Consider the following 26,345-nt stretch of genomic DNA (forward strand, 5'->3'; position numbering starts at 1 on the left):
CACAGCCCCCGCACAGCTTTCGATCAAGAGCCCCCCACCCCCTGGACAACTGATGAGGTTAGGCTAACCTTCGTTCGAACTTGTCGCCCGTTCGAAAGCAGCCACACTCATGTCCAACGCCAGAGCCTCCCACCTCACCCGCCGCGGCCTCCTCGCCGCGGGCGGCGCCCTCGGCCTCGGTGCCGTGCTCGCGGCCTGCGGTGACGACGACGCGAAAAGCGGTGGCTCTGACAAGGAGACGACCGCCGCGAAGAAGTCCGGTCCCTGGACGTTCAAGGACGACCGCGGCACCGAGGTGAAGCTCGACAAGATCCCCGCGAACATCGTCGCGTTCACCGGTGTCGGCGCCGCGCTCTACGACTACGGCATCCAGGTCAAGGGCGTCTTCGGCCCCACCAAGACCACCGACGGCAAGGCCGACGTCCAGGCCGGCGACATGGACATCTCCAAGGTGACCATCCTCGGCAACGTCTGGGACCAGTTCAACGTCGAGAAGTACGCCGCGCTCGCCCCGGACGTCCTCATCACCACGATGTTCGACGACGCCGGCACCCTCTGGTACGTCCCCGCCGCCTCCAAGGACAAGATCGCCAAGCTCGCCCCGAGCGTCGGCATCTCCGTCTACGACCGCCAGATCACCGAGCCGCTCCAGCGCGTGTGGGAACTGGCCGAGTCCCTGGGCGCCGACATGACGGCCTCCGCCGTCGTCGACGCGAAGAAGAAGTTCGAGGCCGCCGCCACCCGGCTGCGCGCCGCCGCCAAGGCGAAGCCCGACATCAAGGTGCTCGCCGGGTCCGCCAGCCAGGACATCTTCTACGTCTCCGGCACCAACCTCTCCATCGACCTCGAGTACTTCAAGGCGCTCGGCGTGAACTTCGTCGAGCCGTCGGAGAAGGCCAAGGCGGAGGGTGGCGGCTGGTACGAGTCGCTGAGCTGGGAGAACGTCGACAAGTACAAGGCCGACATCATCATGATGGACGACCGGTCGGCGACGATTCAGCCCGCCGACATCACCGAGGCCACGTGGAAGAAGCTGCCTGCCGTCAAGGCCGGGCAGGTCATCTCCCGTTCGCCCGAGCCGATTCTGTCGTACGACAAGTGCACGCCGCTTCTTGAGACCCTCGCCGAGGCGCTTGAGAACGCGAAGAAGGTCAGCTGAAACAACGGGGCTTGATGTTGTGGGTGAACTGCGGGCCGCATGTGGCTGGTCGCGCAGTTCCCCGCGCCCCTAAAAACCTTGCCCCCCTGCTGATTCAGGAGCGCACCCCATGACCACCGCCGTCGCCGCCCCCTTCCGCTTCTTCGCCCTCCACGTCGTGCGGACGCGGCGGCTCGGGCCGTCTCTCGTCCGGGTCACCTTCGCCGGGGACGAGCTGCGGGAGTTCCACTCCAACGGGTGCGACCAGTCGCTGTCGCTCTTCATCCCCGCCGAGGGGCAGACCGAGCCGCGTGTTCCGGTCGAGCTCGGCGACGGCTGGTGGCAGGCGTGGCGTGAACTGCCCGATGACGTACGGGCGGTGATGCGGTCGTACACGCTCCGCGCGCTGCGGCGGGACGCGCTCGGCCACACCACCGAGATCGACATCGACTTCGTCCTGCACGGCGTCGAGCCCGACGCCGCCACCCCCGCCGGGCCCGCCTCCCGCTGGGCCTCCCGCGCCGCCGCCGGTGACCGCGTCCTCCTCCTCGGGCCCGCCGTCGCCGACAACCGCGCGATCCGGTTCCGGCCCGCCGAGGACACCGATCTCGTGCTCATCTGGGGCGACGAGACCGCCGTACCGGCCGCCTCCGCGATCGTCGAGTCGTTGCCGGCCGGCATCCAGGCCCGGGTCTGGCTGGAGGTGCAGCATGCCGAGGACATCCAGGATCTGGTGACGGAGGCGGACGCCGAGATCACCTGGCTCGTGCGCGACCGGTTCACCGGTGACCGGGACGCCGAGAGCTCCCCCATGGCCCTCGACGCCATCCGTGACGCCCAACTGCCGTCCGCCGAGCGCCCGTACGTCTGGATCGCGGGCGAGTCGAGCCACATCAAGGCGCTGCGCCGGCACTTCGTCGGTGAGCGCGGTGTCGACCGTCGCAGCGTCACCTTCGTCGGCTACTGGCGACAGGGGCTGACCGAGGAACAGCTCCGCGCCGCCGAGTAGACCACCGAAGCAAGCACCACGAAGCCGCCGCACGCCCCAACTCCCCCGCGTGCGGCGGTGACTGCTGCCCCTGCTGCGCCAACTGCGGTCGGAGTGACCGTAGTCACGGCTGGTGCTGCGTTTCGCTCGCGTTACTTAGGTTAGGCTAACCTAAGTAACGCGAAGCAAGGTCGACGATCACAGGATCGAAGATCGCGTCCCCACCCCGTCACCCCGCGTCCCCAGCCCCATCCGACCCGCACGGACTGCTCCCCCCGGAGGACCCCCACCATGCGCTCGCACCTGCTCAATGACACGACCGCGGAGCAGTACCGCCGCTCCGTGACCGAAGGAGTAGAGCGGGTGGCAGCCAAACTCGCCGCCACCGACCGTCCGTTCACCGGTGTCACCGTCGACGCCCTCGCCCCGGCGATCGACTCGATCGACCTCGACAAGCCGCTCCTCGACACCGCCGCGGCCCTCGACGAGCTGGAGGACGTCTACCTCCGGGACGCGATCTACTTCCACCACCCGCGCTACCTCGCCCACCTCAACTGCCCGGTCGTCATCCCGGCCGTGCTCGGCGAGGCGATCCTCTCCGCGGTCAACTCCTCCCTGGACACCTGGGACCAGTCGGCCGGCGGCACCCTCATCGAGCGCAAGCTCATCGACTGGACCACCGCGCGGGCCGGCCTCGGCCCCAACGCCGACGGCGTGTTCACCTCCGGCGGCTCCCAGTCCAACCTCCAGGCCCTGCTCCTCGCGCGTGAGGAAGCGAAGCCAGGGCCGGGTGGGTGGGAAGAGGGGGCCTCCTTCGCGAAACTGCGCATCTTCGCCTCCGAGGTTAGCCACTTCAGCGTCAAGAAGTCCGCCAAACTCCTCGGCCTCGCCCCCGACTCCGTCGTCACCATCCCCGTCGACCACGACAAGCGGATGCAGACCGTCGCGCTCGCCCACGAGCTGGAGCGCTGCAAGGCCGCCGGGCTCGTCCCCATGGCCGTCGTCGCGACCGCCGGTACGACCGACTTCGGGTCCATCGATCCGCTGCCCGAGATCGCCGAACTCTGCGCCCAGTACGGCACTTGGATGCACGTCGACGCCGCCTACGGCTGCGGACTGCTCGCCTCGGTGAAGTACCGCGGCCGGATCGACGGCATCGAGCGCGCCGACTCGGTCACCGTCGACTACCACAAGTCCTTCTTCCAGCCGGTGAGTTCGTCCGCAGTGCTGGTCCGGGACGCCTCGACGCTGCGCCACGCGACGTACCACGCCGAGTACCTCAACCCGAAGCGCATGGTCACCGAACGCATCCCCAACCAGGTCGACAAGTCCCTCCAGACCACCCGCCGCTTCGACGCCCTCAAGCTGTGGATGACCCTGCGGGTGATGGGCGCCGACGGCATCGGCCAGCTCTTCGACGAGGTCTGCGACCTGGCCGTCGAGGGCTGGCGGGTCCTCGCCGCCGACCCGCGCTACGACGTCGTGGTCGAGCCCACGCTCTCCACCCTCGTCTTCCGCTACATCCCCGCCGCCGTGACCGACCCGGCGGAGATCGACCGCGCCAACCTGTACGCCCGCAAGGCCCTGTTCGCCTCCGGCGACGCGGTGGTCGCGGGCACCAAGGTGGCAGGTCGCCACTACCTGAAGTTCACCCTGCTCAACCCCGAGACGACGACCGACGACATCTCGGCCGTCCTCGACCTGATAGCCGGCCACGCCGAGCAGTACCTGGGAGAGTCCCTTGACCGCGCGTCCTGAAAACCCGACCAAAACCTACGACTTCGTAGGCATCGGGCTCGGCCCCTTCAACCTCGGCCTGGCCTGTCTCACCGAGCCCATCGACGAACTCGACGGTGTCTTCCTGGAGTCGAAGCCCGACTTCGAGTGGCACGCCGGCATGTTCCTCGAAGGCGCCCACCTCCAGACGCCGTTCATGTCGGACCTGGTGACGCTCGCGGACCCGACCTCGCCGTACTCCTTCCTCAACTACCTGAAGCAGAAGGGCCGGCTGTACTCGTTCTACATCCGCGAGAACTTCTACCCGCTGCGCGTGGAGTACGACGACTACTGCCGCTGGGCCGCGAACCAGCTGAGCAGCGTCCGCTTCAGCACGACGGTCGCCCAGGTCACGTACGAGAACGACGTCTACGTCGTGACGACGACCGCCGGTGACACCTACCGCGCCCGCCACCTCGTCCTCGGCACCGGCACCTCCCCCCACTACCCGGACGCCGTCCAGGGCCTCGGCGGCGACTTCTTCCACAACTCCCAGTACATGCAGAACAAGGCGGAGTTGCAGAAGAAGGACTCGATCACGATCGTCGGCTCCGGCCAGTCCGCCGCCGAGATCTACTACGACCTCCTCGCCGAGATCGACGTACACGGCTACCGGCTCAACTGGGTGACGCGCTCCCCGCGCTTCTTCCCCCTCGAATACACCAAGCTCACGCTGGAGATGACCTCCCCGGAGTACATCGACTACTACCGCGAGCTGCCGGAAGCCACCCGCTACCGGCTCACCGCCCAGCAGAAGGGCCTCTTCAAGGGCATCGACGGCGATCTCATCAACGAGATCTTCGACCTGCTCTACCAGAAGAACCTCGGCGGTCCGGTCCCCACCCGGCTGCTCACCAACTCCGCGCTGAACAGCGCCACTTACGAGAACGGTACCTACACCCTCTCCTTCCGCCAGGAGGAGCAGGAGAAGGACTACGACCTGCACACGCAGGGCCTGGTCCTGGCCACCGGCTACAAGTACGCGGAGCCCGAGTTCCTGACCCCCGTCAAGGACCGGCTCCGGTACGACACCCAGGGCAACTTCGACGTCGCCCGCAACTACTCGATCGACACGACCGGCCGCGGTGTCTTCCTCCAGAACGCCGGCGTGCACACCCACAGCATCACCTCGCCCGACCTGGGCATGGGCGCGTACCGCAACGCGTACATCATCCGTGAGCTGCTCGGCACCGAGTACTACCCGGTCGAGAAGACCATCGCGTTCCAGGAGTTTTCCGTATGAGCACCACCGCCCCACAGGTGGCCCCCTTCACCTTCCGCCCCCTCGACCCGCTCAAGGACGCCGAGCTGCTGCACGGCTGGGTCACCCACCCCAAGGCCGCGTTCTGGATGATGCAGGACGCGAAACTGGAGGATGTCGAGCGGGCGTACATGGAGATCGCCGCCGACGAGCACCACCACGCGCTGCTGGGTCTCGACGCGTACGGCGTCCCCGTCTTCCTGATGGAGAAGTACGACCCCGCCCACCGTGAACTGGTCGGCCTGTACGAGCCGTTGCCGGGTGACGTGGGTATGCACTTCCTGACTCCCGCGACCGACACCCCGGTGCACGGCTTCACCCGGTCCGTCATCACGGCGGTCATGGCCCACCTCTTCGAGGACCCGGCCGTCGAGCGGGTCGTCGTCGAACCGGACGTCTCCAACAAGGCCGTCCACGCCCTCAACGAGGCCGTCGGGTTCGTGCCCGAACGGGAGATCCAGAAGCCGGAGAAAATGGCGCTGTTGAGCTTCTGCACCCGGGAGCGGTTCCTGGCCGCCACGAAGACCGCCACGAAGACGACGGCGGTGCCCGCATGAGCCTCGCCGACGCCGTCGCCCACCTCTCCCCCGAGCGCTGGGAGACGGCCAACCGCCTCCTCATCCGCAAGGCCCTCGCCGAGTTCGCGCACGAGCGGCTCATCACGCCGGAGGCCACCGCCGACGGCCGCTTCGAGGTCCGCAGCGACGACGGTCTGACCCGCTACGGGTTCACCGCCACGCGCCGCGCCCTCGACCACTGGCAGGTCGACGCCGACTCGATCTCCCGTCAACGAGACGGCGTCGACCTCCCCCTCGCCGCCCTGGACTTCTTCATCGAGCTGAAGAAGGCGCTGGGCCTGAGCGACGAGATCCTGCCGGTCTACCTGGAGGAGATCTCCTCCACCCTCTCCGGCACCTGCTACAAGCTCACCAAGCCCCAGATCCCGGTGGCCGAGCTGGCGAAGAGCGGCTTCCAGGCCATCGAGACCGGCATGACCGAGGGCCACCCCTGCTTCGTCGCCAACAACGGACGGCTCGGCTTCGGCATCCACGAGTACCTCTCGTACGCCCCCGAGACCGCGAGCCCGGTCCGCCTGGTCTGGCTGGCCGCCCACCGCTCCCGCGCCGCCTTCACGGCGGGCGTCGGCATCGAGTACGAGACCTTCGTACGCGAGGAGTTGGGCGCACAGACCGTCGAGCGCTTCCACGCCACGCTCACCGCCGAGGGCCTCGACCCGGCCGACTTCCTCCTCATCCCCGTCCACCCCTGGCAGTGGTGGAACAAGCTCTCTGTCACCTTCGCCGCCGAGGTCGCGCGCAAGCACCTCGTCTGCCTGGGCGAGGGCGACGACGAGTACCTGGCCCAGCAGTCCATCCGGACCTTCTTCAACAAGTCCCACCCCGAGAAGCACTACGTGAAGACGGCCCTGTCTGTCATCAACATGGGCTTCATGCGCGGCCTTTCGGCGGCGTACATGGAGGCGACCCCGGCCATCAACGACTGGCTGGCCCAACTCATCGACAACGACCCCGTGTTGAAGTCGACGGGCCTGTCGATCATCCGCGAGCGCGCCGCCGTCGGCTACCGCCACCTGGAGTACGAGGCCGCGACCGACCGCTACTCGCCGTACCGCAAGATGCTGGCGGCCCTGTGGCGCGAGAGCCCGGTCGCCGGCCTCCAGGACGGCGAGTCACTGGCGACGATGGCCTCCCTGGTCCACGTCGACCACGAGGGCAGGTCCTTCGCGGGCGCCCTGATCGAACAGTCCGGGCTGACGCCGACGGAGTGGCTGCGCCGCTACCTGACGGCGTACTTCACCCCGCTCCTCCACAGCTTCTACGCCTACGACCTCGTCTACATGCCGCACGGCGAGAACGTCATCCTCGCCCTCAAGGACGGCGCCGTGACGCGCGCGATCTACAAGGACATCGCCGAGGAGATCGCCGTCATGGACGTCGACGCGGTGCTGCCTCCCACGGTCGAACGCCTCCGCGTGGACGTCCCGGAGGACAAGAAGCTCCTCTCCATCTTCACCGACGTCTTCGACTGCTTCTTCCGCTTCCTCGCGGCGAACCTCGCCGACGAGGGAATCCTCACGGAGGACGACTTCTGGCGCACGGTCGCGGACATCACCCGCGAGTACCAGGCCACGGTGCCCGAACTCGCCGACAAATTCCGCCAGTACGACATGTTCGCCCCCGAGTTCGCCCTGTCCTGCCTCAACCGCCTCCAGCTGCGCAACAACAAGCAGATGGTCGACCTGGCAGACCCGGCAGGCGCCCTCCAACTCGTCGGCAACCTGAAGAACCCGATCGCGGGCCGGTAGTCCACGGCCTCCCAGACAGACGGGCGCCCCGGGGTACGGTCCCCCGGGGCGCCCGTCAGCATGTGCAGCTACCCCATCTACCGTGCAGGCCAAGGAACTTGAGGCGACCGGTAATAGGTGATCCCCAACGCCTCCCACCGCGCCCCCTGTGCCGCCAGCCGCACCTTGTACGTCTCCCAGTCATGCGCGGCGGCCGGCGACCACCCCAGCTCGGCCACCCCCGCCAGCCTCGGAAACGCCATGTACTCGATGTCGGCGGACGTGACGATCGTCTCCGTCCACAGCGGCGCCTCGACACCCCGGATCGCAGAACCCGGCACCCCCGGCAGATAGTCACCGGGATCCCAGTCGTAGGCCCGCCGCACCTCCACCAGCCCCGCCCAGTCCTGCCCCAGCGGAGTGTCGGCGGTGTACTTCATGTCGAGGTACACCCGGTCAGCGGGCGAGAGCACAATCCCGGTACCGCTCCGCGCGGCCGCCGCGACCTGCTCCTTCTCCTCCGCGCTGGTGTCGTCCAGCCCCCAGTACTGCGCCACCGCCCCCCGCGCCGGAGTGGCCCCGGTCAGCTGATGCCAACCCACCACGGTCTTCCCGTACTTGGCGACGATCGGCTGCACCCGCTCCATGAACTTCACATAGTCCGCATGGCTCGTGGAGTGCGCCTCGTCCCCGCCGATGTGCAGATACTTCCCCGGCGTGAGCGCGGCGAGTTCGAGGAGTACGTCGTCCACGAACTCGTAGGTGACGTCCTTCGCCACGCACAGCGAGCTGAAGCCGACGTCGGTGCCGGTGTACAGCGGCGGCGCCACCCCGTCGCAGTTCAGCTCGGCGTACGAGGCGAGCGCCGCGTTGGTGTGCCCCGGCATGTCGATCTCGGGGACGACCTCCAGATACCGCGAGGCCGCGTACCGGACGATCTCCTTGTAGTCGTCCTTGGTGTAGTAGCCACCGCCGCCTCCGCCGACCTGTGTGGAGCCGCCGTACGTGGCGAGCCGCGGCCAGGAGTCGACGGCGATCCGCCAGCCCTGGTCGTCGCTGAGGTGCAGATGCAGCTTGTTGACCTTGTACAGGGCGAGTTGGTCGACGTACCGCTTGACCTGGTCGACGGTGAAGAAGTGCCGGGACACATCGAGCATCGCGCCGCGCCAGCCGTAGCGCGGGGAGTCGGTGATGGTGCCGCCCGCAACCAGCCACGGCCCGGGCTGCACCGAGTCCTTCTCGACGGCGGCCGGCAGGAGCTGGCGCAGGGTCTGGACGCCGTGGAAGAGCCCGGCGGGCTTGGCGGCGGTGATGGTGACCCCCTTGGCACCGCTGTCGAGACGGTACCCTTCGGCCCCGAACGCCCCCTTGGCCAGCCGGAGTTGGATGCCCCCCTTGCCCGTCGACGTGACCCGAAGCGGATAGCCGGTGGAGGGGCGCAGCACGTCCGCGACGTACTCGCCGATCCGCCGCACCGCCCGGTTGTCGTCGACGCGGATCCGGGTGTCCCGGGTGATGCGGTACGGCGATCCGCCCGGCGCGACCGACGCGGGAGCGGGCACGACCTCACCGAGCCGCCGCATCCCGGCCTCCTCCGACGCCTCAGCCGCTCCGGATGCCGACGGCCCCGCCCCTACGGCGAAGGAGCTCGCCGCCGCCACCAGCAGCAACGAGCCAAGTAGCCGGGTCATACGGGGAGTTGATCTGTGGCGCGGTCTCACATCGGTCTCCCTCCACCCCTGGGACTGGTAGAGACCACTCTGCGGGGACCCCGGGAAACAGTCCACCCCCCTGCCCCGCTGGTCACGCAGACACACAGGTCCGTCACAGGGAGTGGCACTACGGTCCACACCTTGCCGTGCCCGCTCCATGGGGGGAGACGAAGATGTCCGAGCACATCGCACAGCAAGACAGCACCACCACGCGCACCGTCGCGCAGGGAAGCACGCCGGGGATCCCGCCAGGCGTCGCTCCGGGAATCCCGCCCGAGGACGTCTCGGCGGCCCGCGCCTACGCGGGCGCGTTCTGCGGCAAGCAGCAGGCCGCCGATCGCCTCGCCGCCGAGGTCCTCACCCTCGCGGACCGACAACAGGCGCCCGTAGGCCGGTTCGCCCTCCTCACCGCCGTACGGCGCACCGCCGACACCTGGGTCCGCGACGAACGGGCCGGCCTGCTGCGCCCGGGGTTCCGCTCCTGGTCCCAGCGCGCGGCCGACTCCTTCGGCCCCCACGACACCCTCCGCCGGGTGGAGCACAGCTCGCTCCTCCTGGCCGCCTTCCGGGAACTCGCCGAGCAGCCGCAGACCGCCCTGTGGCTCTGCCTCGCCGAGCGCGAGACGCCGACGGCCGCCCAAGTCCTCGGCACGTCCGAGGAGTTCGCCGATTCCGTGGCGGAGACGGCGAAGGCCCGTCTGGCCGACGCGTTCCTGCGGCTGCGCGCCGAGCGCACCGCCGAGGCGCGGTGTGTGCACTACGGCACCATGCTCGGCGCGATGGCCAGAGGCACCCACCGCGACACCCCCGAGGACCTCCAGCAGCACCTGCGGGGCTGCAAGGTGTGCACCCACGACTTCGCCCTGCTGCGGGCCCTCACCGCGGGCGCCCCCGAAGAGCTGCGGTCCGCACTGGTCGACCAGCTGCTGGTGTGGGGCGGCCCGGCCTACCGGGAGGCGAGAGGGCCACAGGAACCCGGCAGCGGCCACGAGGCTGCGCCGCCTCGGACCGCCGGCCCGGTCCGGAACGCCACCGCACCCGCGCCCGCGCCCGCGCCGGAACCCGAGACCTCGGCACCCCTCCCCCGCAACCCCCGCCGACGGCGGCCCGTACTCGCCGTCGCGGTCGCCGTCGTCCTCACAGCCGCCGCCACGACAGCGGTCCTGAAGCTCCTGGGCGGCGACGGGCAGACCGCACAGGCCGCGGGCACCTCCTCCACCGCACCCTCCGCCGCGGCCACCCCGCCCCCGGCGCCCACACCCTCCCCGAGCACCGGCACCGCCACCGGCACGGCGATCGCGACCATCACCCTCAAGAACACCGCCACCGGCCAGTGCCTCACCGCCGCCGCGGGCTCCTCCTTCGACAACACCCCAGAACCGGCGGCCTGCGACAGCGGCAAGAAGCAGCAGTGGCAGGTCATCCCCAGTGGCAAGAGCACGTACGCCCTGCTGCACACCTCATCGAAGTTCTGCCTCGACATCGCCGGCGACCGCGTCCAGGGCGACCCCATGCAACTCCGCCCCTGCGCCTACCAGTTGGGCGACGGCGCCCCCTACCCGGAGGACCAGGCGTTCCTGCTCAACACGCGCCCCGACGGCACCTTCACCCTGATCTGCCAGGCCAACCCGAAGATCGCGGTGGGAGTGAGCGCGGGCGCACTGAGGATGCTGCCGGCCACCTCCGGCAAGGCGATCCGCTTCGCCCTGGACGACCGACTGGTGAAGGCGCTGGGCAACTGAGCCTGGAATGCCAGACTTTGCCCATGGCGGAAATCATCCAGCGGGACGGCACCTGGACCTTCGACGGCGACGCCCTCCGGCTGACCCCGGGACGCGACAAGAACGTCGGTCTGCTCCGCAAGACGCTGGGTGAACTGGTCGTCCCGCTGGGCGCGTTGGCGGGCGTCTCCTTCGAACAGGGCCGCAAGACGGGGCGCCTGAGGCTGCGGCTGCGCGACGGCGCCGACCCGCTGCTGCATGCGACCGGCGGCCGGCTGACCGAGCCGCACGACCCGTATCAGCTGATGGTGGAGTCGGACCGCTACGGCGTCGCCGAGTACTTCGTGGACGAGGCCCGCGGCGCCCTCCTCCTGGACCAGGTGCCCACCGCGCCGGTCACCGAGTATCTGCTGCCGGGACCGCCCGTCCCGCTCTCCGTCTCCGCCGGGGACGGCACCGCGAGCTTCGACGGCGAGCGCGTCCGTCTGGAGTGGAACTGGAAGACGGAGGACGCCAAGGCCGCCGCCGGTGTCCGCACCCTCGCCCTGACCGACCTGGCCGCCGTGGAGTGGCACCCGGCGGCGGGCCTGGAGAACGGCTATCTCCGCTTCACGGTGAAGAACGCGCCCACGAAGGCCCCGCCGAAGTACGACCCCAACTCGGTCGAACTGTGGGGCTTCAAGAAGGACCCCCTGATGGCCCTGATCGCGGCGGCCGTCCAGGCCAGGCTGCCTCACCCGGCCCGGACGGCCTCCCCTCACGCACAGGACACCCGCGACCCCCGCGACTCCCGACCGGAACTGCCCTCTCCTCCGGTCGCGCCCGCCGAGGACGACCACGACGCCCTTCTCCGCCGTCTGCGCGAGCTCGGTGAGCTGCGCCGCACCGAGGTGCTGACGGAAGAGGAGTTCACCCTGGCCAAACAGGCGATCCTCAAACGGATGTAACGCACCCTCTTCTCAAAGCCGTTGGGCGGCTACTTCGCCTTGCGGGCCACGACGAAGTGGTCCACTTCCTCGCCCGTCTCGGCGATCCCCCGCACCTTCAGCGTCGCCGTGCGCCCCGGCGCGGCCGGCGTGACGTCCACGCGCAGGAACGAGTAGTCGAGGTAGCGCACCCGCGACCAGGTGACCGTCTCGTTGACCTTGCCGTCCTTGGTGTTGATGAACGAGGCCACCGACTCGACCTCGTCCTCGTGCCCCTCGTACGACTCGGGCGCGGTGAAGGCGTACAGGCTGCGCCCCGCCGCACCGGCCGTCACGTACACGACGCCCTCGGTCTCGGGGTGGGCCGTGCCGCCGATCGGGAGCTTCTTGGTGACGGCGCCCGCCTTGATGACGTCGGTGCGCTCGTACTGGTGGTTGTGGCCGTTGATGACGAGATCGACGGTGTACTTCTCGAACAGCGGCACCCACTCCTGGCGCACACCCCCCTCCGAGGCGTGCGCGGTGGAGGTGCAGTAGGCGCAGTGGTGGAAGAACACGACGATGAAGTCGACGTCCTTGGCGGCCCGGTACTTCTTCAGCTGGGCCTCCAGCCATTTCGTCTGCGTACCGCCGGAGATCCCGAGGTTGGCGGGGATCTCGTACGAGATGTCGTTGGCGTCGAGCGAGATGACCGCGGTGTTGCCGTAGACGAAGGAGTAGACGCCGGGGAGGTTCTTGGCGTCGGGGCCGTTGGCGGGGAGGTTCCAGCGGGCCTCCTCGCCGCCGTAGCCGTTGGGCGAGTACCAGGCCTCCATGTCGTGGTTGCCGTAGGCGGGCATCCACGGGACGGACTTGGCGACGGACTCGGTCTGGGCGAGGAACTGGTCCCAGACCCGGGAGTCGAAGCCGGTGTCGGCGGTCTTGCCCGCGCCGGCCGGGTCGGCGTAGGCGATGTCGCCGGCGTGCAGGTGGAAGGCGGGGTTCTGGCCGAGGAGGAGGCTGTTGTTGGCGAGGCCGTGGTAGCCGACGCCCTCGTCGCCGAAGGCGGTGAAGGTGAACGGCTTCTTGTGGGCGGGGGCGGTGGTGAAGGTGCCGAGGGTGCCGAGGAGGTGCGGGGCGGCGGGGTCGAAGCCCTGGTGGCCGACTCCGTAGTAGTACGTCTTGCCGGGCTTGAGGTGGCTCAGCTCGGCGTGGACGTAGTACTGCGTGTGGTCGGCGCTGGCGCCGACTCCGGCCGGGGTGTAGAGGGTGCGGACCTCGGCCTCGATCTTGCGGGAGAGTTCCCAGGGGTGGGCGCCGATGCGGACGAACGGCTTCTTGACGGCGACCGGGACCTGCCAGGAGACGGTGAGCTCCGTGCGCGGGTCGGCGCCGAAGGCGAGGTGACGGCCGAAGGGGGCGACGAGCGCGCCGTCGACGGTCTCGGTGGCGGCGTACGTCCGGGTCGGGGTGGCCGCCTGTGCGGTGCCGCCCGGAACGAAGGCGCCACCGGCGACCGCGCCCAGCGTGACGGCGCCGCCCCTGATCATCGTGCGCCGGGAGAATCTGGCGCGAAGGTATTCATGCTGCTCGGCCATGCTCATGCGTTCGGCGAGCTGCTCGGGTACGCCCATGCGAGGAGTGTCCATGGCGTCCGAAACTCGTCCCCTCAGGCAACGAGACGCAAGACGCGGGATGGCCAACTCACGAACACGGCCTCATAAGAGATTCAATGTTCTTCTAAGAGTTTCCACATGCCTCTGCCCGAAATCGGGCAGGATTCTTGCGACGCGCCCTTCGATACCCCAGGATCTACCGAGTGCACGACGACCTTGTTGATCATCTGATGCGGTCCACGCCCCTCCAGCGGGGCGAGGCGCTACGGGTGATCCAGGACGTGCTCGCGTACTTCGACGAGACGACCGAGGACTACGTCCGTCGCCGCCACCGCGAACTCCAGGCCCAGGGCCTGGTCAACGCGCAGATCTTCGAACGGATCGAGGCGGATCTGAAATACCGGGCGGTCGCGCCGCCGGAGCTTACGCTCAGGCAGCTGCGCCGCATCGTCTACGGCTGAGGAATACCCCTATATGTGCGGAATCGTCGGATACATCGGCAAGCGTGATGTCGCCCCCCTGCTCCTGGAGGGCCTCCAGCGCCTGGAGTACCGCGGCTACGACTCGGCGGGCATCGTCGTCACGTCCCCGAAGACGGCCGGCCTGAAGATGGTCAAGGCCAAGGGCCGGGTCCGTGACCTGGAGGCCAAGGTCCCGGCGCGCTTCAAGGGCACCACCGGCATCGCCCACACCCGCTGGGCCACCCACGGCGCCCCCTCCGACATCAACGCCCACCCGCACATGTCGGCCGACCTCAAGGTCGCCGTCGTCCACAACGGCATCATCGACAACGCCTCCGACCTGCGCCGCAAGCTGGAGGCGGACGGCGTCGAGTTCCTCTCCGAGACCGACACCGAGGTCCTCGTCCACCTCATCGCCCGCTCCCAGGCCACCACCCTGGAGGAGAAGGTCCGCGACACCCTGCGGGTCATCGAGGGCACGTACGGCATCGCCGTCATGCACGCCGACTTCAGCGACCGCATCGTCGTGGCCCGCAACGGCTCCCCGGTCGTCCTCGGCGTCGGCGAGAAGGAGATGTTCGTCGCCTCGGACATCGCCGCCCTCGTCACCCACACGCGGCAGATAGTGACTCTCGACGACGGCGAGATGGCCACCCTGAAGGCCGACGACTTCCGCACGTACACGACGGAGGGCACCCGTACGACGTCGGAGCCCACCACGGTGGAGTGGGAGGCCGCCTCCTACGACATGGGCGGCCACGACACGTACATGCACAAGGAGATCCACGAGCAGGCCGACGCCGTCGACCGCGTCCTGCGCGGCCGCATCGACGACCGCTTCTCCACGGTCCACCTCGGCGGCCTCAACCTCGACGCCCGCGAGGCCCGCCAGATCCGCCGCGTCAAGATCCTCGGCTGCGGCACCTCGTACCACGCCGGCATGATCGGCGCCCAGATGATCGAGGAGCTGGCCCGCATCCCCGCGGACGCCGAGCCGGCCTCGGAGTTCCGCTACCGCAACGCGGTGGTCGACCCCGACACCCTCTACGTCGCCGTCTCCCAGTCCGGCGAGACCTACGACGTCCTGGCCGCCGTCCAGGAGCTGAAGCGCAAGGGCGCCCGGGTCTTCGGCGTCGTCAACGTCGTCGGCTCGGCGATCGCCCGCGAGGCGGACGCCGGCATCTACGTCCACGCGGGCCCCGAGGTCTGCGTGGTCTCCACGAAGTGCTTCACGAACACGACGGTCGCCTTCGCACTCCTCGCGCTCCACCTGGGCCGCACCCGCGACCTCTCGGTCCGCGACGGCAAGCGCATCATCGAGGGCCTGCGCAAGCTCCCCCAGCAGATCACCGAGATCCTCGACAACGAGGACGAGATCAAGAAGCTGTCCGAGCAGTACGCCGACGCCCGCTCCATGCTCTTCATCGGCCGCGTCCGCGGCTACCCGGTCGCCCGCGAGGCCTCCCTCAAGCTCAAGGAGGTCTCCTACATCCACGCGGAGGCCTACCCGGCCTCGGAGCTCAAGCACGGCCCCCTGGCCCTGATCGAGCCCGCGTTGCCGACGGTGGCGATCGTCCCGGACGACGACCTCCTGGAGAAGAACCGCGCCGCCATGGAGGAGATCAAGGCCCGCAGCGGCAAGATCCTCGCCGTGGCCCACCAGCCCCAGGAAAAGGCCGACCACACGATCGTCGTCCCGAAGAACGAGGACGAACTCGACCCCATCCTGATGGGCATCCCCCTCCAACTCCTGGCGTACCACACGGCCTTGGCGCTCGGCCGGGACATCGACAAGCCGCGCAACCTGGCGAAGTCGGTGACGGTCGAGTAGGAAGTCCCGCTCTGACGGAAGCGATAATTGCGCAACCCCCACGGCGAGCAACCGCATCCGCGAGAGCGGCGCCGGTTTAGGCGCACAAAACGGCCCCCCACGTGTGCCACCGCACGTGGGGGTCCGTTTTTCATCGCCGGGGCCGCCCAATACCCCGGCGGCGGCTGCCAGTTAGCCGGTGGCCGTCACCCCCCGGCCGGCAGCACGTCGAGGAAGCACCGTCGGCCAGTGCGCCAGCGCCGCGGTCGCCGCGTACCAGGCCACCGCACCGGAGGCGACGGCGAACCAGCCGCCCACCTTGGTGAGCCCGTCGTTGTCGGCGAACTGGGCGATGGCCATCAGCACCAGTGCCACGAAGAACAACCCGTAGGTCGCCTGCCCGAGTTGGTCCCCTCCCGCGAGGGTCAGGGACAGTGCCACGAGGGCGAACAACAGCAGGAACAGCCCGGCCGCGTTGGCGGATCCGGCGTCGGAGACGGCCCAGGTGAACCACAGCGCACCGAGCGCCGCGAAAGCCGTGCCGTTGGCGGTGTCGTGGTCGCGGAAGGCCAGCAGGCCCGCGACGAAGAGGGCAACTCCGCCCACGTAATGGGCGATTGATACGGCGTCAGCGGCCGTCACACCGTCGATCACGTCGGTGTGGCCGAGTCCGAACGCCAGGAGGGTGATCCCGAGGGCGAGTCGGCCGACGATAGTGGTGGTTGCTCCCGCGGAGACGTCGTTGTCCACGGCGGGCTCCCTTCATGCTGTGCAGTTGCGCGGTGAGCGATATATGCCCTTCACAAAGGCACAAACACCTCTACGCGCCAGTAGATTTACGCACCGCTCAAGGGAGTTCGAAGGACCAGCTGGCCCTTCCCACCTGGGATATCACGAGGGCCAACGGCGCGTTACGGAATCACAACGACGGGCCGCTTCGCGCGCTTCGCGAGCCGCCCCGCGACGGATCCGAAGATGCGCCCCACGATCCCATGGGTCGACCCGACGACGATCGCGTCCGCCTCGTACTCCCGCCCGACCTCTTCGAGTTCATGGCAGATGTCGCCGCCGCGCTCGACGAGGATCCAGGGCACCTCGGCGAGATAGTCGGCGCAGGCGAGCTCCAGGCCGAGCACCTCGGTGCGATGGTCGGGGACGTCCACGAAGACCGGCGGCTCGCAGCCCGCCCACACGGTGGTGGGCAGCCGGTTGGCGACATGGACGATGATCAGGGCCGAGCCGGAGCGGTGGGCCATGCCGATGGCGTACGCCAGGGCGCGTTCACTGGACGTGGAGCCGTCGAAGCCGACCACTACGCCGTGCTTGAAGGCGGGGTCGCAGGAATGACGTGGCTCTTCGGCCGCCAGGGGCTCGGCCGCCGTGGGATCGGCGACGGGCCGCTTGCGGTCCGCGGGTTCGAAGAATTCGTGACCGGCCATGGCTGTCTCGGCGTTGTGATCCTTATTGGGAGGGACGACCGTGTGCGGCGGAGCTGTGTCCGGGAATCATCTTCCCAACCCCATACCCCCAAGGGTACGGCGGCACGCCTCCTTAGCCCAGATCCCGCCCCCAGGACGTGGGGGTTCCAGGGAGCATGCACGAGGGGACGCCCGTAACGCAATGGTTGCTGCGCTGTACAGGCGGTTTGCACAGGATTCACGCGCCCGTACGCCCCGCATGGCCGCCCGCGCAGTGACCGACCGCTCGAACAGGCGTTGAACCGGTACCCCCACGCCCCAGGGAGCACCGCATGTCCGGACACCGCCCGCCCTCCGAGGAATCCGCCACGGACGTGGTCCGCTGGGCGGCCTTCAGTTGCGTTCTCGTCCCGGTGGTCCTTGTCTGGTACGGCAGCTCGCTCGCCGGCGCCGCGGGCACCGCCCTCGGTCTCGCCGCCGTCACCGCCGTGTGCCGGATCCTGCTGCGCCAGTCGGAACGCGGTGCGGCCCGCTTGCTCGCCGAGGAACACGCACCTCATCGTGGCCGTCGTCACAGGACCGGCACCGGGTCCCACCGAGGCGGTCGTCACACTGGGGGAAACTCACCGGTCGCTTGACCGGTTTCCGCGCACGGACCCGTATCTTTTCAGCCAACTTCCGGCCACCGTGCATCCGTTGCCCTCACCACCCCCCACCCCCCGTTCGACCTGCACGGAAAGGGTCTCCAAGGGCCCCCGCACCCTACGTGGATTGGCCACTACGACGAGGCGCACTTCCCTGCACGGCCCACGAGTGCAACGCTTCGTGATCGAATGCTTCACGCCAAGTTGCCATGTCGACATTGTGCCGGTTGCCGAACTGGTCACCCCGGCACCACGGGACACAGTAGATTCGATCTTGACGTCTTACGGCGGGGGACTCGTGCAGGACCGAGGGGAAACGTGCAGGAGCGACACAACCGAGGAGCCGCGACCACCGAGGGGGGCTTAGCAGTATGAGCCACGACTCCACTGCCGCGCCGGAAGCCGCGGCCCGGAAACTCTCCGGGCGACGCCGCAAGGAGATCGTCGCGGTGCTGCTGTTCAGCGGCGGCCCCATCTTCGAGAGTTCCATACCGCTGTCGGTGTTCGGGATCGACCGCCAGGACGCCGGCGTGCCGCGCTACCGCTTGCTGGTGTGCGGCGGCGAGGAAGGCCCGCTGCGGACCACAGGGGGCCTGGAACTCACCGCGCCACATGGCCTGGAGGCGATCTCACGGGCGGGCACGGTCGTCGTGCCGGCCTGGCGTTCGATCACCTCGCCGCCGCCGGAGGAGGCGCTCGACGCACTGCGCCGGGCGCACGAGGAAGGCGCCCGTATCGTCGGGCTGTGCACCGGCGCCTTCGTGCTGGCCGCGGCGGGCCTGCTGGACGGCCGACCCGCGACGACACACTGGATGTACGCACCGACGCTGGCCAAGCGCTATCCGTCGGTGCATGTGGATCCGAGAGAACTCTTCGTCGACGACGGAGACGTCCTCACATCGGCCGGTACGGCGGCCGGAATCGACCTCTGTCTCCACATCGTGCGGACGGACCACGGCAACGAGGCGGCCGGTGCGCTGGCCCGTCGCCTGGTGGTCCCCCCGCGCCGGTCGGGCGGCCAGGAGCGCTACCTCGACAGGTCTTTACCTGAGGAGATCGGCGCCGACCCGCTCGCCGAGGTCGTCGCCTGGGCGCTGGAGCACCTCCACGAGCAGTTCGACGTGGAGACGCTGGCAGCGAGGGCGTACATGTCACGCCGTACCTTCGACCGCCGCTTCCGCTCGCTGACGGGCTCGGCCCCGCTCCAGTGGCTGATCACGCAGCGGGTGCTCCAGGCCCAGCGTCTCCTGGAGACGTCGGACTACTCGGTGGACGAGGTCGCGGGGCGCTGCGGCTTCCGCTCGCCGGTGGCGCTGCGCGGGCACTTCCGCCGCCAGCTGGGCTCGTCTCCGGCGGCGTACCGCGCGGCGTACCGGGCGCGGCGTCCGCAGGGCGACCGGCCGAGCGACAGTGACGGAGCGGCGGGCCCGGTGGGTCCGGCGCCGGTTCTCCACCCGGAGGGCGGTCCGGTCCCGCTCCAGACCCGTCGTACGGCGGCGGCGAGCGCGGTGGGTTCGGGACCTCAGCTGTCGGCGAGTCTGCCGGGGCAGCGGAGCGGATCGTAGGAACGACGCGGCGCGTGTGACGCCGGACGGGTGCTTCGGCCCGTCCGGCGTTCAGCCGTGGGCAGCCGCAGGTCGCTGTGGCACCGGGCCTCCCATAATCGGGCGCCAGCCTTAGGGTGGTCGCATGAACGATCGCATGGTGTGGATCGACTGCGAGATGACCGGCCTCTCGCTGTCCGACGACGCGCTCATCGAGGTTGCCGCCCTCGTCACCGACTCCGAGCTGAACGTACTCGGCGAAGGAGTGGACATCGTCATCCGGCCGCCGGACCGGGCGCTGGAGACGATGCCGGAGGTGGTGCGTCAGATGCACACCGCGTCCGGGCTCCTCGACGAGCTCGCCGGCGGCACGACGCTGGCCGACGCCGAGGCGCAGGTCCTCGCCTACATCCGGGAGCACGTCAAGGAGGCCGGCAAGGCCCCTCTGTGCGGCAACTCCGTGGGCACGGACCGCGGCTTCCTGCTCCGGGACATGCCGACCCTTGAGGACTACCTCCACTACCGGATCGTCGATGTCTCCTCGGTGAAGGAGCTGGCCCGGCGCTGGTATCCGCGGGCGTACTTCAACAGCCCCGAGAAGAACGGCAACCACCGCGCGCTCGCGGACATCCGTGAGTCCATCGCGGAGCTGCGCTACTACCGCGAGGCCATCTTCGTCCCCCAGCCCGGCCCCGACTCGGACACCGCGCGTTCGATCGCCTCGAAGCACGTCCTGCCTGCTCAGTAGGGGCGTGCGTGGCCGTTTGAGGGTGCTGCACGCGGCGCCGTAAAAGCCGTGCGCGAGCACCCCTTCGGACCCTGTACACTTTTTCTCGGCCGGGGGAAACCACGAAGGCGGAACGCCGGTCATGGTGGGTGTAGCTCAGCTGGTAGAGCACCTGGTTGTGGTCCAGGATGCCGCGGGTTCGAGTCCCGTCACTCACCCTTAGGGATCAAGGTCTGACCTGTATGTTTGGGTCAGGCCTTGGTCTGTTTCTGGGTTTTGGGAACATCACGGGAACCGATCATGGGATTTGGGCCGTAGCCTCCCTGCATGGCGAGCATCGTTGAACGCCCCAAGAAGGGCGGCGACATCACCTATCAGGTGAAGTGGCGCCAAGACGGCGCATGGCAGACGGAGAACTTCGGCGGCGAGGGCGGCGCCGCCCAAGCCGAGCAGTTCAAGGGCCTCGTCGAGGCGCACGGCAACAGGTGGCCGCACGGCTGGATCCGCGGCAAGGGGTTCGTCGAGCCCGAGAAACACCCCGACGACGCGCCGTTCCTAGCGTGGGCGCACCGCTACGTCGACCGTCTGACCGGTGTCACGTCGCGCACCAAGTCGGACTATCACCGTGACATCGACAACCACTTCGCCGGCCTGCTGCACCCAGGGCCGGACGGCGTGGACCGGCGCTACGGTGGCCTCGTCCACACACTCCGGGATGGGAGCTTCAACCCCGCGACTGTCTGCACTGTCACCGAGGACGATGTCCAGGACTGGGTGCGGGTGAACGAGGAAGGCGTACGGGACCCGCACCACCCGGGCCAGTGGCTCATACGGAAGGCGAGTCCGAAGAGCATCCGCAACTGGCACGGCCTGATGTTCTGCGTCTTCCAGGCCGCCGTGGACGCGCCGCAGCCTCTCCGCGTCAGCAACCCCTGCGCGAAGACCAAGCTGCCTCGCACGGACGACCAGATCGAGGAGGAGATGTGCTTCCTCGAGCAGGACGAGTACGCCCTGATCGCCCGCGAGCTACGGGTGATCGACACTCACGCCGCCGACCTGTGCGACTTCCTCGTGGGGACCGGCCTGCGCTGGGGTGAGATCACGGCGCTACAGGTACGGGACGTGAACTCCCGCCGCAAAACGATCAGCATCCAGCGCGCCTGGAAGCGCCAGGAGGACAACACCTTCGCCGTAGGCCCGCCCAAGACAAAGAAGGCACGGCGCACCCTGGCGCTGTCGGCTGGCCAGATGGAGCTGCTGCGGCACCACATGCTCGGCCGCAGGCCCGAGGACTGGATCTTCCGGGGTGCCAACGGGGCGGCCTGGCGCCACAGCAACTTCTACAACCGCAAGTGGAAGCGGGCGCTGGCGGAGGCGATCAAGAAGGGGCTGACGAAGCGGCCACGGCTGCACGACCTGCGACACACGCATGTGTCGTGGCTGATCGGTGCGAACATCCCGCTGCCCGCGATCCAGGTTCGACTGGGACACGAGTCGATCACCACGACAGTGGACCGGTACGGGCACCTGGTGCGGGCCCTCGACGGCGAGATCACCGCCGCCGTCGAGGCCGCCATGGTCCTCCCGCAGCCGCGGAATCACCTGCAACGCGTGGTGTAGGGGTCAGGTTCCGGGCTGTGGCGGCTGGGGTCCTGGCCTCCACTGCCCGGAGGCGAACGCATTGTTCAGCAGGGCGGAGAGTGCGTGCGCGGCATTGTCGGAGATGTGCTCGCGCGCGACGGCCAGCGTGATCACGCTTCCTTCCTCGATCGCATAAACGCTTTGGCCTCTGGGAAGCAGAGTGGCGTCGACCCGCTCTACGTTGATCGTGGGTATCGGTCGTACCTGCTCAGGCATCGGGACCTCCTTGACGTTGTGGCATGGCTCTACACGGAAAGTGGGAGCGCTGGCGGCGTGAGGAGCGGGGAACCGGAGCCCTCAGGGGTGGGCCACCCTCGGCGTTCGTACCAGCACTGGAGCCACAGGCCGTCGCCTGCGATCCGGTCAAGCAGTGCGTTCATGGCGTCGCGCATGTCGCGTGTGCAGGATCCTTCGCGGATCAGCCAGGCGACGCTGCCCTCCTCCTCGACGGGCATGACGGTCCGGCGCTGCGGCATGACCGCTGCAGGAACGATTTCCCAGCGGGACGCCGCGACGCCGAGTCCCTCCGCCGGCTCATTCATGTGGCCCGTCTCCACCCACCCGGGTCGCCACAGTCCGTTACCGACCTGATGTCTCGTTACCCAGTTGAGGTCCCACACCAGTTCGGTGCGGACATGCAGCGGATGCAGGTAGACGTCGACGATTCCGCCCGGTCTGTCCTTGGCGCGGAGGAGCTCGCCCGACGGCAGCTGCCCGAACTGGTCTATGTGGTACACGGTTGACGTGTACTGGTCTGACATGTCGCCCCCTGTCACCATGCTGCGGCAGGTGCGTCAGACCGCGGACGCAGCACGGGTACCAATGGTCACTTCCACCCCCCCAGGCGGAAGGCCATTAGACACCGAGGAATACATTCAGCCAATAGCCGAAACACACTGAGTAACCGGCCGCGTGACCGGTTCTCCTCAAGTGGCCGCAGCGGCACGGAAGTTGAGGAGTGAAGGTTCTCCGGCCTAGTCGCGCTTGAGCCTCCGCCACGACTGCATGAGGGCCATGACCCGGTCCTGGTCCTCGGCATCCATGTCCTGGAACTCATGGACCAGCGTCCGCACCTTGCCGTCCTGGGACCATACGGTGTCGATCCCGAGGAACTGGCTACCGGCAGACTCCTGGACCAGACCAAGGGGGAGCCGGAAGCCGGCCGCGAGGGCGCGCAGCTGCGGCAGGGTCGGAGTCTTGACCCCTGCCGCACCCTTCATCAGGAGGTCCAGCGTGGTGCGCTTGTACTGCGGACCGGCGTCCGGATCCTCCGGATCGATGCACGAGTCGACCAGCTCGCGGATGCTCATGCCGAGCTCCCCCTTGCGGTTGCGCAAGAGATCGGACAGGTCTGTCCGACTCGCCGTCTGCTCGGCCGTCATCATCCTCTTCTCCTGATCCCTATGGGCCACACGGCGCCCATGTGACTAGTGGTACGCGCGCGCCATATGCGCTGTTCAAACGCGTACGGCGATCAACCCCTTGGGCACAGTGTCCAGGTTCGTGGACGGTTTTCGCCAGTCCGCGCCGCCAGCTTGACCAAATCCACACGGACAGCTTGTCCGGAAATCTGGACAGGATGCCCGCCTTTCTGGCACGGTAGGGGCCTGTCCGGATTTTCGGTCAAGTTGTCCGCGAGGTATGCCCATGACTTCTCCACCCCGATACCGGCTGCTCAAGCCCCATCTCCTACGTGAGCTGATGGAGCGAACCGGGACCGGGGCAGCCATCAGCGGCCGCGAATTGGCTGCGGCGGTGGACGTCCCCAGTAGCACCATCGACGCCCTCCTCAACGGCGTAACCAAGACACAGCCTGCCGACGTGGCCGAACGGATTGTCCGCGTAATCGGTGTGGACCTGCTGATTCTGTGGGCCCCCACCGGCCGAGCCGTTCCGGCCCCGGCCGAGGACCAGCCGATGGTCACAGCCCGTGCAGCGGTGTCGGCATGAGGCGCCGCCTGCAGTACCCCGCAGCTGCCGAGGAGCTCGGCATCGAGGAGTCCTGGCTGCGCCGGCACATCAAGCGTCTCCCGCACACGAAACTCGGCCGGACCGTCTACTTCACGGACGCCGACCTCGAGCGCATCGACGCCTTGTTCCACCACGAGCCGAGCACGGGACCGCTGGCCGCAGTTGTCGCGTCCGCCCCGATCTCTGGCTCCCACCCGCTCAGCAACCTGCGGCCGCTGCCCGGGCGCAGCAGGCATCTCGCCCGCACCTGACGGCGCAGCAAACGGGGCCGCCCCGGACCTTGCCCGTCCGTAACGACCCCGCTCGAGACGTCACCTCACATCAACCAACCTGAAGCGAGGCCAACGTGGATCAGGCTACCCAGGCCACCACGCCCACCGCACCAACCTACGCGGGAGACGAGACCTTCGCGCATGCCGCGGCCGTCGCCGCCAGCGTGGTCGACCCCCTCCCCAGCGACACGCGCCCCAGCTCGGTACGCGTCGAGCCGATCCTTCCAAGCGGCTGGGCCGTCACGATCATCTTCCTCTCCCACCAGGCCGCCGGCCTATACGCAGTCGCCGCCCACGTCGACGCCCCGATCACCCGCGCGGTGCACGGCGAGGAGATCCACCTCGAGGTGTACGCCCGCGTCCTGGAGGTCGACATCCGCGCGGCCGTCCTGGTCACACCGACGCAGCTCGCCCAGCTCGAGGGAGAGCCCGCCCCGTTGGAGACGCAGCCCGAGCGCGCGACCGACGTGTCCGCCGCACCGGTGCCGCTCGGCTCCAGCGTCCTGGCCAAAGTTCCCGCCGTCACGCCCGTCGAGGTTCCCGGCGGTGAGCAGTGAGCCAGGACCCGCGGCACGTTCCGCACAAGCTGCACTCCGCCCTGGAGATGGCGAACGCCATCCTCGATCTGCCTCTGACCCCGGGCCAGCGCGAGGCCCTGGCCCTCGAGCTCACCGGACCGGTCCGTGCCCTGATCGCCGAGGCCCTCGCCAACGCGGGCGATGAATCACCGGTCCGGTACGCGGTCGCTGACGCCGAACTCCACCCGGACGCCGAAGAGTTCGAGGTCTCGGAGTTCGCCGGATGCACCACGCGCGTCGGCCTGGACGCCGACCTCGACTCCCCGGCCGGCACCGTCGCCGCGAAGGCGCGCCGCCAACCGGACGTCACTGGTATCGAGATCCACGACGCCCTCACCATCGGCGTCAGCGTAGACCCGCAGTCCCTGGACGCCTGGCGCTGGTGGCTGCACTCGTTCCAGATCGACCCCGCCACCGTCGTCCTCGACGGCACCGTCGCCACCGCAACCGGCACGAAGGACGGCGCGACCGTTCACCTGCGCGGCGACAACGTGCCGGCGATGTACTCCGACAAGGGAGCCGCCCGGCTCACGCGCCTGATCGCACCGGCCCGCTCGTGAGCGGGACCGTGACCACCGCTGAGTGGCTGGCCTGCACCGGAATCGGCACTGGCGCCGGGGTCATCGTGCTCGGCCTGCTGAAGGCCCTGCTCGACAGCGACAGCCACCAGGGCGCCGAGAGCCACCTTCCACCGTGCGAGCCGCCGCCCGCGCTGCCCGCCCGCGCCCCGCAGCTGCGGGCCCGGCACGCCGCGCCGCCCCTCGTCGACGAGACCCAGCCCATCCGCTGCGTGCAGCCCCACCGTGCACGTCACGCCAGAGAGGCCGCCTGACCGTGGACCTGATCGAGACCGTCTACTTCGGCTGGAACGCGCTCGCGCACGCCGACGGCTGCGAGACCCCTGTGTGGGATGACGCCGAGGTGATGCACTCCGAGGGCATCCGCCCCGGCATCACCGGCGACGAGCACCATGCCTGCGCCCACGACATCTGCACGCACAGCGACTCATTCACCAGGGTCCAGCTGCGACTGCTGTGCCGTACGTGCGGCACGGTGCACACGATCTCCGGTGAGAGCCTCACCCACGTCCTGTCCCACACCTCGGTCACCGGCTGGGGCCAGCCCCCGCGCCGCATGGGCGAGGTGTGGCTGTGGCCCGGGCGCCCCGCCATCGCGGGCGGCGAGCCGCACCAGTTCCTCGTCACCCGCCAGCCGCAGACCGTCACCCGAGCGACGCTGTACGGGATCATCACCCGCTACCGCGACGCCTCGAGCACCCCGCGCTGGATCGCTGGCGCCGTGCCGGACGAGGACGGCGCGCACCAGGTGTCCATGCTGCGCTGGCGCCACGCCTCCCGCGGCCTGGCCGCGCTCGAGGACGCCGCCGCCTGGATCGCCGGGGCCGAGACCGCGCCGCAGCGCCCGCTGGTGGTGGCCGTCTGATGGCCGCCGAGCTGAAGCCCGTCGTCCACACCGCGCAACTTCGGCGCGTCTGCTGCAACCACAAGCCTGGTGGTCCGGCTATCCGGTCGACGGCCGGCGCCCATTGGGAGCTGTACCTCGTCGTCTACAACACGACCGACGAGTGGCCCGCCTACAAGTGGCCGAAGTCCCGCCGCCACCAGGTCCCCACCCCCGACGAGCGCACCGCCGCCCTCACCGAGCTCGGCTACGCGCCGGCGCCGGACGCCGAGTGGGAGTGGCAGGAGAGCCAGACGCCCGACTACCACGGGCACCCGTCCGCGGTGTCGCTCTTCGGCACGGTCAACATCGTCCCGCTCGAGCAGGCCAAGTCCGCCGAGGACGGTGACGTCTGATGCCAGCCGAGTGCCTGCTGCTGGCTGCCGGGTTCACCAT

General features: G+C 68.9%; 28 protein-coding genes and 1 tRNA gene. 22 read left to right on the forward strand and 7 right to left on the reverse strand.

Annotated elements, in window-relative coordinates; translation table 11 throughout:
- Window positions 1-109: 109 nt before the first annotated feature.
- From ABZ928_RS26850 to ABZ928_RS26875, 6 genes are all read left to right on the forward strand, one after another.
- On the forward strand, window positions 110-1,159 hold the full coding sequence (locus ABZ928_RS26850; RefSeq protein ID WP_361523927.1) for an ABC transporter substrate-binding protein: 1,050 nt from the start codon (window positions 110-112) through the stop codon (window positions 1,157-1,159).
- A gap of 109 nt (window positions 1,160-1,268) precedes the next feature.
- Window positions 1,269-2,147, forward strand: a complete 879-nt coding sequence (locus ABZ928_RS26855; protein WP_361523930.1) for a siderophore-interacting protein — start codon at window positions 1,269-1,271, stop codon at window positions 2,145-2,147.
- A 270-nt stretch (window positions 2,148-2,417) separates the two neighbouring features.
- The gene (desA, locus tag ABZ928_RS26860; protein WP_361523933.1) at window positions 2,418-3,884 is read left to right on the forward strand and encodes a lysine decarboxylase DesA; all 1,467 of its coding nucleotides are present in this window, start codon (window positions 2,418-2,420) and stop codon (window positions 3,882-3,884) included.
- Window positions 3,868-5,145 carry a lysine N(6)-hydroxylase/L-ornithine N(5)-oxygenase family protein gene (locus ABZ928_RS26865; RefSeq protein ID WP_361523936.1) on the forward strand — a complete coding sequence of 426 codons (1,278 nt, stop codon included), beginning with the start codon at window positions 3,868-3,870 and terminating at the stop codon, window positions 5,143-5,145. Before desA ends, ABZ928_RS26865 begins: the two co-directional genes overlap by 17 nt.
- Complete coding sequence (locus ABZ928_RS26870) at window positions 5,142-5,720, forward strand: GNAT family N-acetyltransferase (RefSeq protein ID WP_361523939.1); 579 nt, start codon at window positions 5,142-5,144, stop codon at window positions 5,718-5,720. Before ABZ928_RS26865 ends, ABZ928_RS26870 begins: the two co-directional genes overlap by 4 nt.
- Complete coding sequence (locus tag ABZ928_RS26875; protein WP_361523942.1) at window positions 5,717-7,489, forward strand: IucA/IucC family siderophore biosynthesis protein; 1,773 nt, start codon at window positions 5,717-5,719, stop codon at window positions 7,487-7,489. Before ABZ928_RS26870 ends, ABZ928_RS26875 begins: the two co-directional genes overlap by 4 nt.
- Before the next feature lie 77 nt (window positions 7,490-7,566).
- Here ABZ928_RS26875 and ABZ928_RS26880 read toward each other — a convergent pair whose 3' ends face one another.
- Window positions 7,567-9,189, reverse strand: a complete 1,623-nt coding sequence (locus ABZ928_RS26880) for a beta-N-acetylhexosaminidase (RefSeq protein WP_361523945.1) — start codon at window positions 9,187-9,189, stop codon at window positions 7,567-7,569.
- A gap of 164 nt (window positions 9,190-9,353) precedes the next feature.
- On the opposite strand from ABZ928_RS26880, the gene ABZ928_RS26885 reads away from it, so the two are divergent.
- Window positions 9,354-10,922, forward strand: a complete 1,569-nt coding sequence (locus ABZ928_RS26885; protein WP_361523948.1) for an RICIN domain-containing protein — start codon at window positions 9,354-9,356, stop codon at window positions 10,920-10,922.
- Window positions 10,923-10,945: 23 nt separating this feature from the next.
- Window positions 10,946-11,848: a DUF4429 domain-containing protein gene (locus ABZ928_RS26890; protein WP_361523951.1), complete on the forward strand. Its 903-nt coding sequence runs from the start codon at window positions 10,946-10,948 to the stop codon at window positions 11,846-11,848.
- A gap of 29 nt (window positions 11,849-11,877) precedes the next feature.
- Here ABZ928_RS26890 and ABZ928_RS26895 read toward each other — a convergent pair whose 3' ends face one another.
- The gene (locus ABZ928_RS26895) at window positions 11,878-13,440 is read right to left on the reverse strand and encodes a metallophosphoesterase family protein (RefSeq protein WP_361523954.1); all 1,563 of its coding nucleotides are present in this window, start codon (window positions 13,438-13,440) and stop codon (window positions 11,878-11,880) included.
- A gap of 185 nt (window positions 13,441-13,625) precedes the next feature.
- Here ABZ928_RS26895 and ABZ928_RS26900 point away from each other — a divergent pair, with 185 nt between their 5' ends.
- The gene (locus ABZ928_RS26900) at window positions 13,626-13,883 is read left to right on the forward strand and encodes a hypothetical protein (RefSeq protein ID WP_361523957.1); all 258 of its coding nucleotides are present in this window, start codon (window positions 13,626-13,628) and stop codon (window positions 13,881-13,883) included.
- 13 nt (window positions 13,884-13,896) lie between these two features.
- Window positions 13,897-15,714 carry a glutamine--fructose-6-phosphate transaminase (isomerizing) gene (gene glmS, locus ABZ928_RS26905; protein WP_361523960.1) on the forward strand — a complete coding sequence of 606 codons (1,818 nt, stop codon included), beginning with the start codon at window positions 13,897-13,899 and terminating at the stop codon, window positions 15,712-15,714.
- 171 nt (window positions 15,715-15,885) lie between these two features.
- On the opposite strand, the gene ABZ928_RS26910 is transcribed toward glmS, so the two are convergent.
- Together ABZ928_RS26910 and ABZ928_RS26915 are read right to left on the reverse strand one after the other, a co-directional pair.
- Window positions 15,886-16,443, reverse strand: coding sequence for a GPR1/FUN34/YaaH family transporter (locus tag ABZ928_RS26910; protein WP_361523963.1), 558 nt, complete (start codon window positions 16,441-16,443; stop codon window positions 15,886-15,888).
- A gap of 161 nt (window positions 16,444-16,604) precedes the next feature.
- Window positions 16,605-17,132 carry a universal stress protein gene (locus ABZ928_RS26915; RefSeq protein WP_250078890.1) on the reverse strand — a complete coding sequence of 176 codons (528 nt, stop codon included), beginning with the start codon at window positions 17,130-17,132 and terminating at the stop codon, window positions 16,605-16,607.
- 311 nt (window positions 17,133-17,443) lie between these two features.
- On the opposite strand from ABZ928_RS26915, the gene ABZ928_RS26920 reads away from it, so the two are divergent.
- The 5 genes from ABZ928_RS26920 to ABZ928_RS26940 all read left to right on the forward strand — a co-directional run bounded on the left by ABZ928_RS26920 (window position 17,444) and on the right by ABZ928_RS26940 (window position 21,646).
- Window positions 17,444-17,749, forward strand: coding sequence for a hypothetical protein (locus ABZ928_RS26920; protein ID WP_361523967.1), 306 nt, complete (start codon window positions 17,444-17,446; stop codon window positions 17,747-17,749).
- A gap of 377 nt (window positions 17,750-18,126) precedes the next feature.
- The gene (locus ABZ928_RS26925) at window positions 18,127-19,320 is read left to right on the forward strand and encodes a helix-turn-helix domain-containing protein (protein ID WP_361523970.1); all 1,194 of its coding nucleotides are present in this window, start codon (window positions 18,127-18,129) and stop codon (window positions 19,318-19,320) included.
- Window positions 19,321-19,444: 124 nt separating this feature from the next.
- The gene (gene orn, locus ABZ928_RS26930) at window positions 19,445-20,047 is read left to right on the forward strand and encodes an oligoribonuclease (RefSeq protein ID WP_361523973.1); all 603 of its coding nucleotides are present in this window, start codon (window positions 19,445-19,447) and stop codon (window positions 20,045-20,047) included.
- 124 nt (window positions 20,048-20,171) lie between these two features.
- Window positions 20,172-20,244: transfer RNA gene (locus ABZ928_RS26935), tRNA-His, on the forward strand.
- A gap of 109 nt (window positions 20,245-20,353) precedes the next feature.
- Window positions 20,354-21,646, forward strand: coding sequence for a site-specific integrase (locus ABZ928_RS26940; RefSeq protein ID WP_361523976.1), 1,293 nt, complete (start codon window positions 20,354-20,356; stop codon window positions 21,644-21,646).
- Window positions 21,647-21,649: 3 nt separating this feature from the next.
- Here ABZ928_RS26940 and ABZ928_RS26945 read toward each other — a convergent pair whose 3' ends face one another.
- The 3 genes from ABZ928_RS26945 to ABZ928_RS26955 all read right to left on the reverse strand — a co-directional run bounded on the left by ABZ928_RS26945 (window position 21,650) and on the right by ABZ928_RS26955 (window position 22,977).
- A complete protein-coding gene (locus ABZ928_RS26945; RefSeq protein ID WP_361523979.1) occupies window positions 21,650-21,883 on the reverse strand; it encodes a hypothetical protein in 234 nt (77 codons plus the stop codon).
- Between the two features lie 29 nt (window positions 21,884-21,912).
- The gene (locus ABZ928_RS26950) at window positions 21,913-22,428 is read right to left on the reverse strand and encodes a hypothetical protein (protein WP_361523982.1); all 516 of its coding nucleotides are present in this window, start codon (window positions 22,426-22,428) and stop codon (window positions 21,913-21,915) included.
- Between the two features lie 213 nt (window positions 22,429-22,641).
- Window positions 22,642-22,977, reverse strand: a complete 336-nt coding sequence (locus tag ABZ928_RS26955; protein ID WP_361523985.1) for a hypothetical protein — start codon at window positions 22,975-22,977, stop codon at window positions 22,642-22,644.
- A 337-nt stretch (window positions 22,978-23,314) separates the two neighbouring features.
- Between ABZ928_RS26955 and ABZ928_RS26960 the strand changes: the two genes are divergently transcribed.
- The 7 genes from ABZ928_RS26960 to ABZ928_RS26990 all read left to right on the forward strand — a co-directional run bounded on the left by ABZ928_RS26960 (window position 23,315) and on the right by ABZ928_RS26990 (window position 26,305).
- The gene (locus tag ABZ928_RS26960) at window positions 23,315-23,617 is read left to right on the forward strand and encodes a helix-turn-helix transcriptional regulator (RefSeq protein ID WP_361523988.1); all 303 of its coding nucleotides are present in this window, start codon (window positions 23,315-23,317) and stop codon (window positions 23,615-23,617) included.
- The gene (locus ABZ928_RS26965) at window positions 23,614-23,889 is read left to right on the forward strand and encodes a DNA-binding protein (RefSeq protein WP_361523991.1); all 276 of its coding nucleotides are present in this window, start codon (window positions 23,614-23,616) and stop codon (window positions 23,887-23,889) included. The genes ABZ928_RS26960 and ABZ928_RS26965 overlap by 4 nt, the downstream gene beginning before the upstream one ends.
- 95 nt (window positions 23,890-23,984) lie before the next feature.
- A complete protein-coding gene (locus ABZ928_RS26970; RefSeq protein WP_361523994.1) occupies window positions 23,985-24,467 on the forward strand; it encodes a hypothetical protein in 483 nt (160 codons plus the stop codon).
- Entirely contained in the window at window positions 24,464-25,048 is a 585-nt protein-coding gene (locus tag ABZ928_RS26975) for a hypothetical protein (protein WP_361523997.1), read from the forward strand. The genes ABZ928_RS26970 and ABZ928_RS26975 overlap by 4 nt, the downstream gene beginning before the upstream one ends.
- 8 nt (window positions 25,049-25,056) lie before the next feature.
- Window positions 25,057-25,320, forward strand: coding sequence for a hypothetical protein (locus ABZ928_RS26980; RefSeq protein ID WP_361524000.1), 264 nt, complete (start codon window positions 25,057-25,059; stop codon window positions 25,318-25,320).
- A gap of 2 nt (window positions 25,321-25,322) precedes the next feature.
- Window positions 25,323-25,931 carry a hypothetical protein gene (locus tag ABZ928_RS26985; protein ID WP_361524003.1) on the forward strand — a complete coding sequence of 203 codons (609 nt, stop codon included), beginning with the start codon at window positions 25,323-25,325 and terminating at the stop codon, window positions 25,929-25,931.
- On the forward strand, window positions 25,931-26,305 hold the full coding sequence (locus tag ABZ928_RS26990) for a DUF6303 family protein (protein ID WP_361524006.1): 375 nt from the start codon (window positions 25,931-25,933) through the stop codon (window positions 26,303-26,305). The genes ABZ928_RS26985 and ABZ928_RS26990 overlap by 1 nt, the downstream gene beginning before the upstream one ends.
- Window positions 26,306-26,345: the final 40 nt, after the last annotated feature.

Source organism: Streptomyces sp. NPDC046909 (genome assembly GCF_040644695.1).
GTDB lineage: Bacteria > Actinomycetota > Actinomycetes > Streptomycetales > Streptomycetaceae > Streptomyces.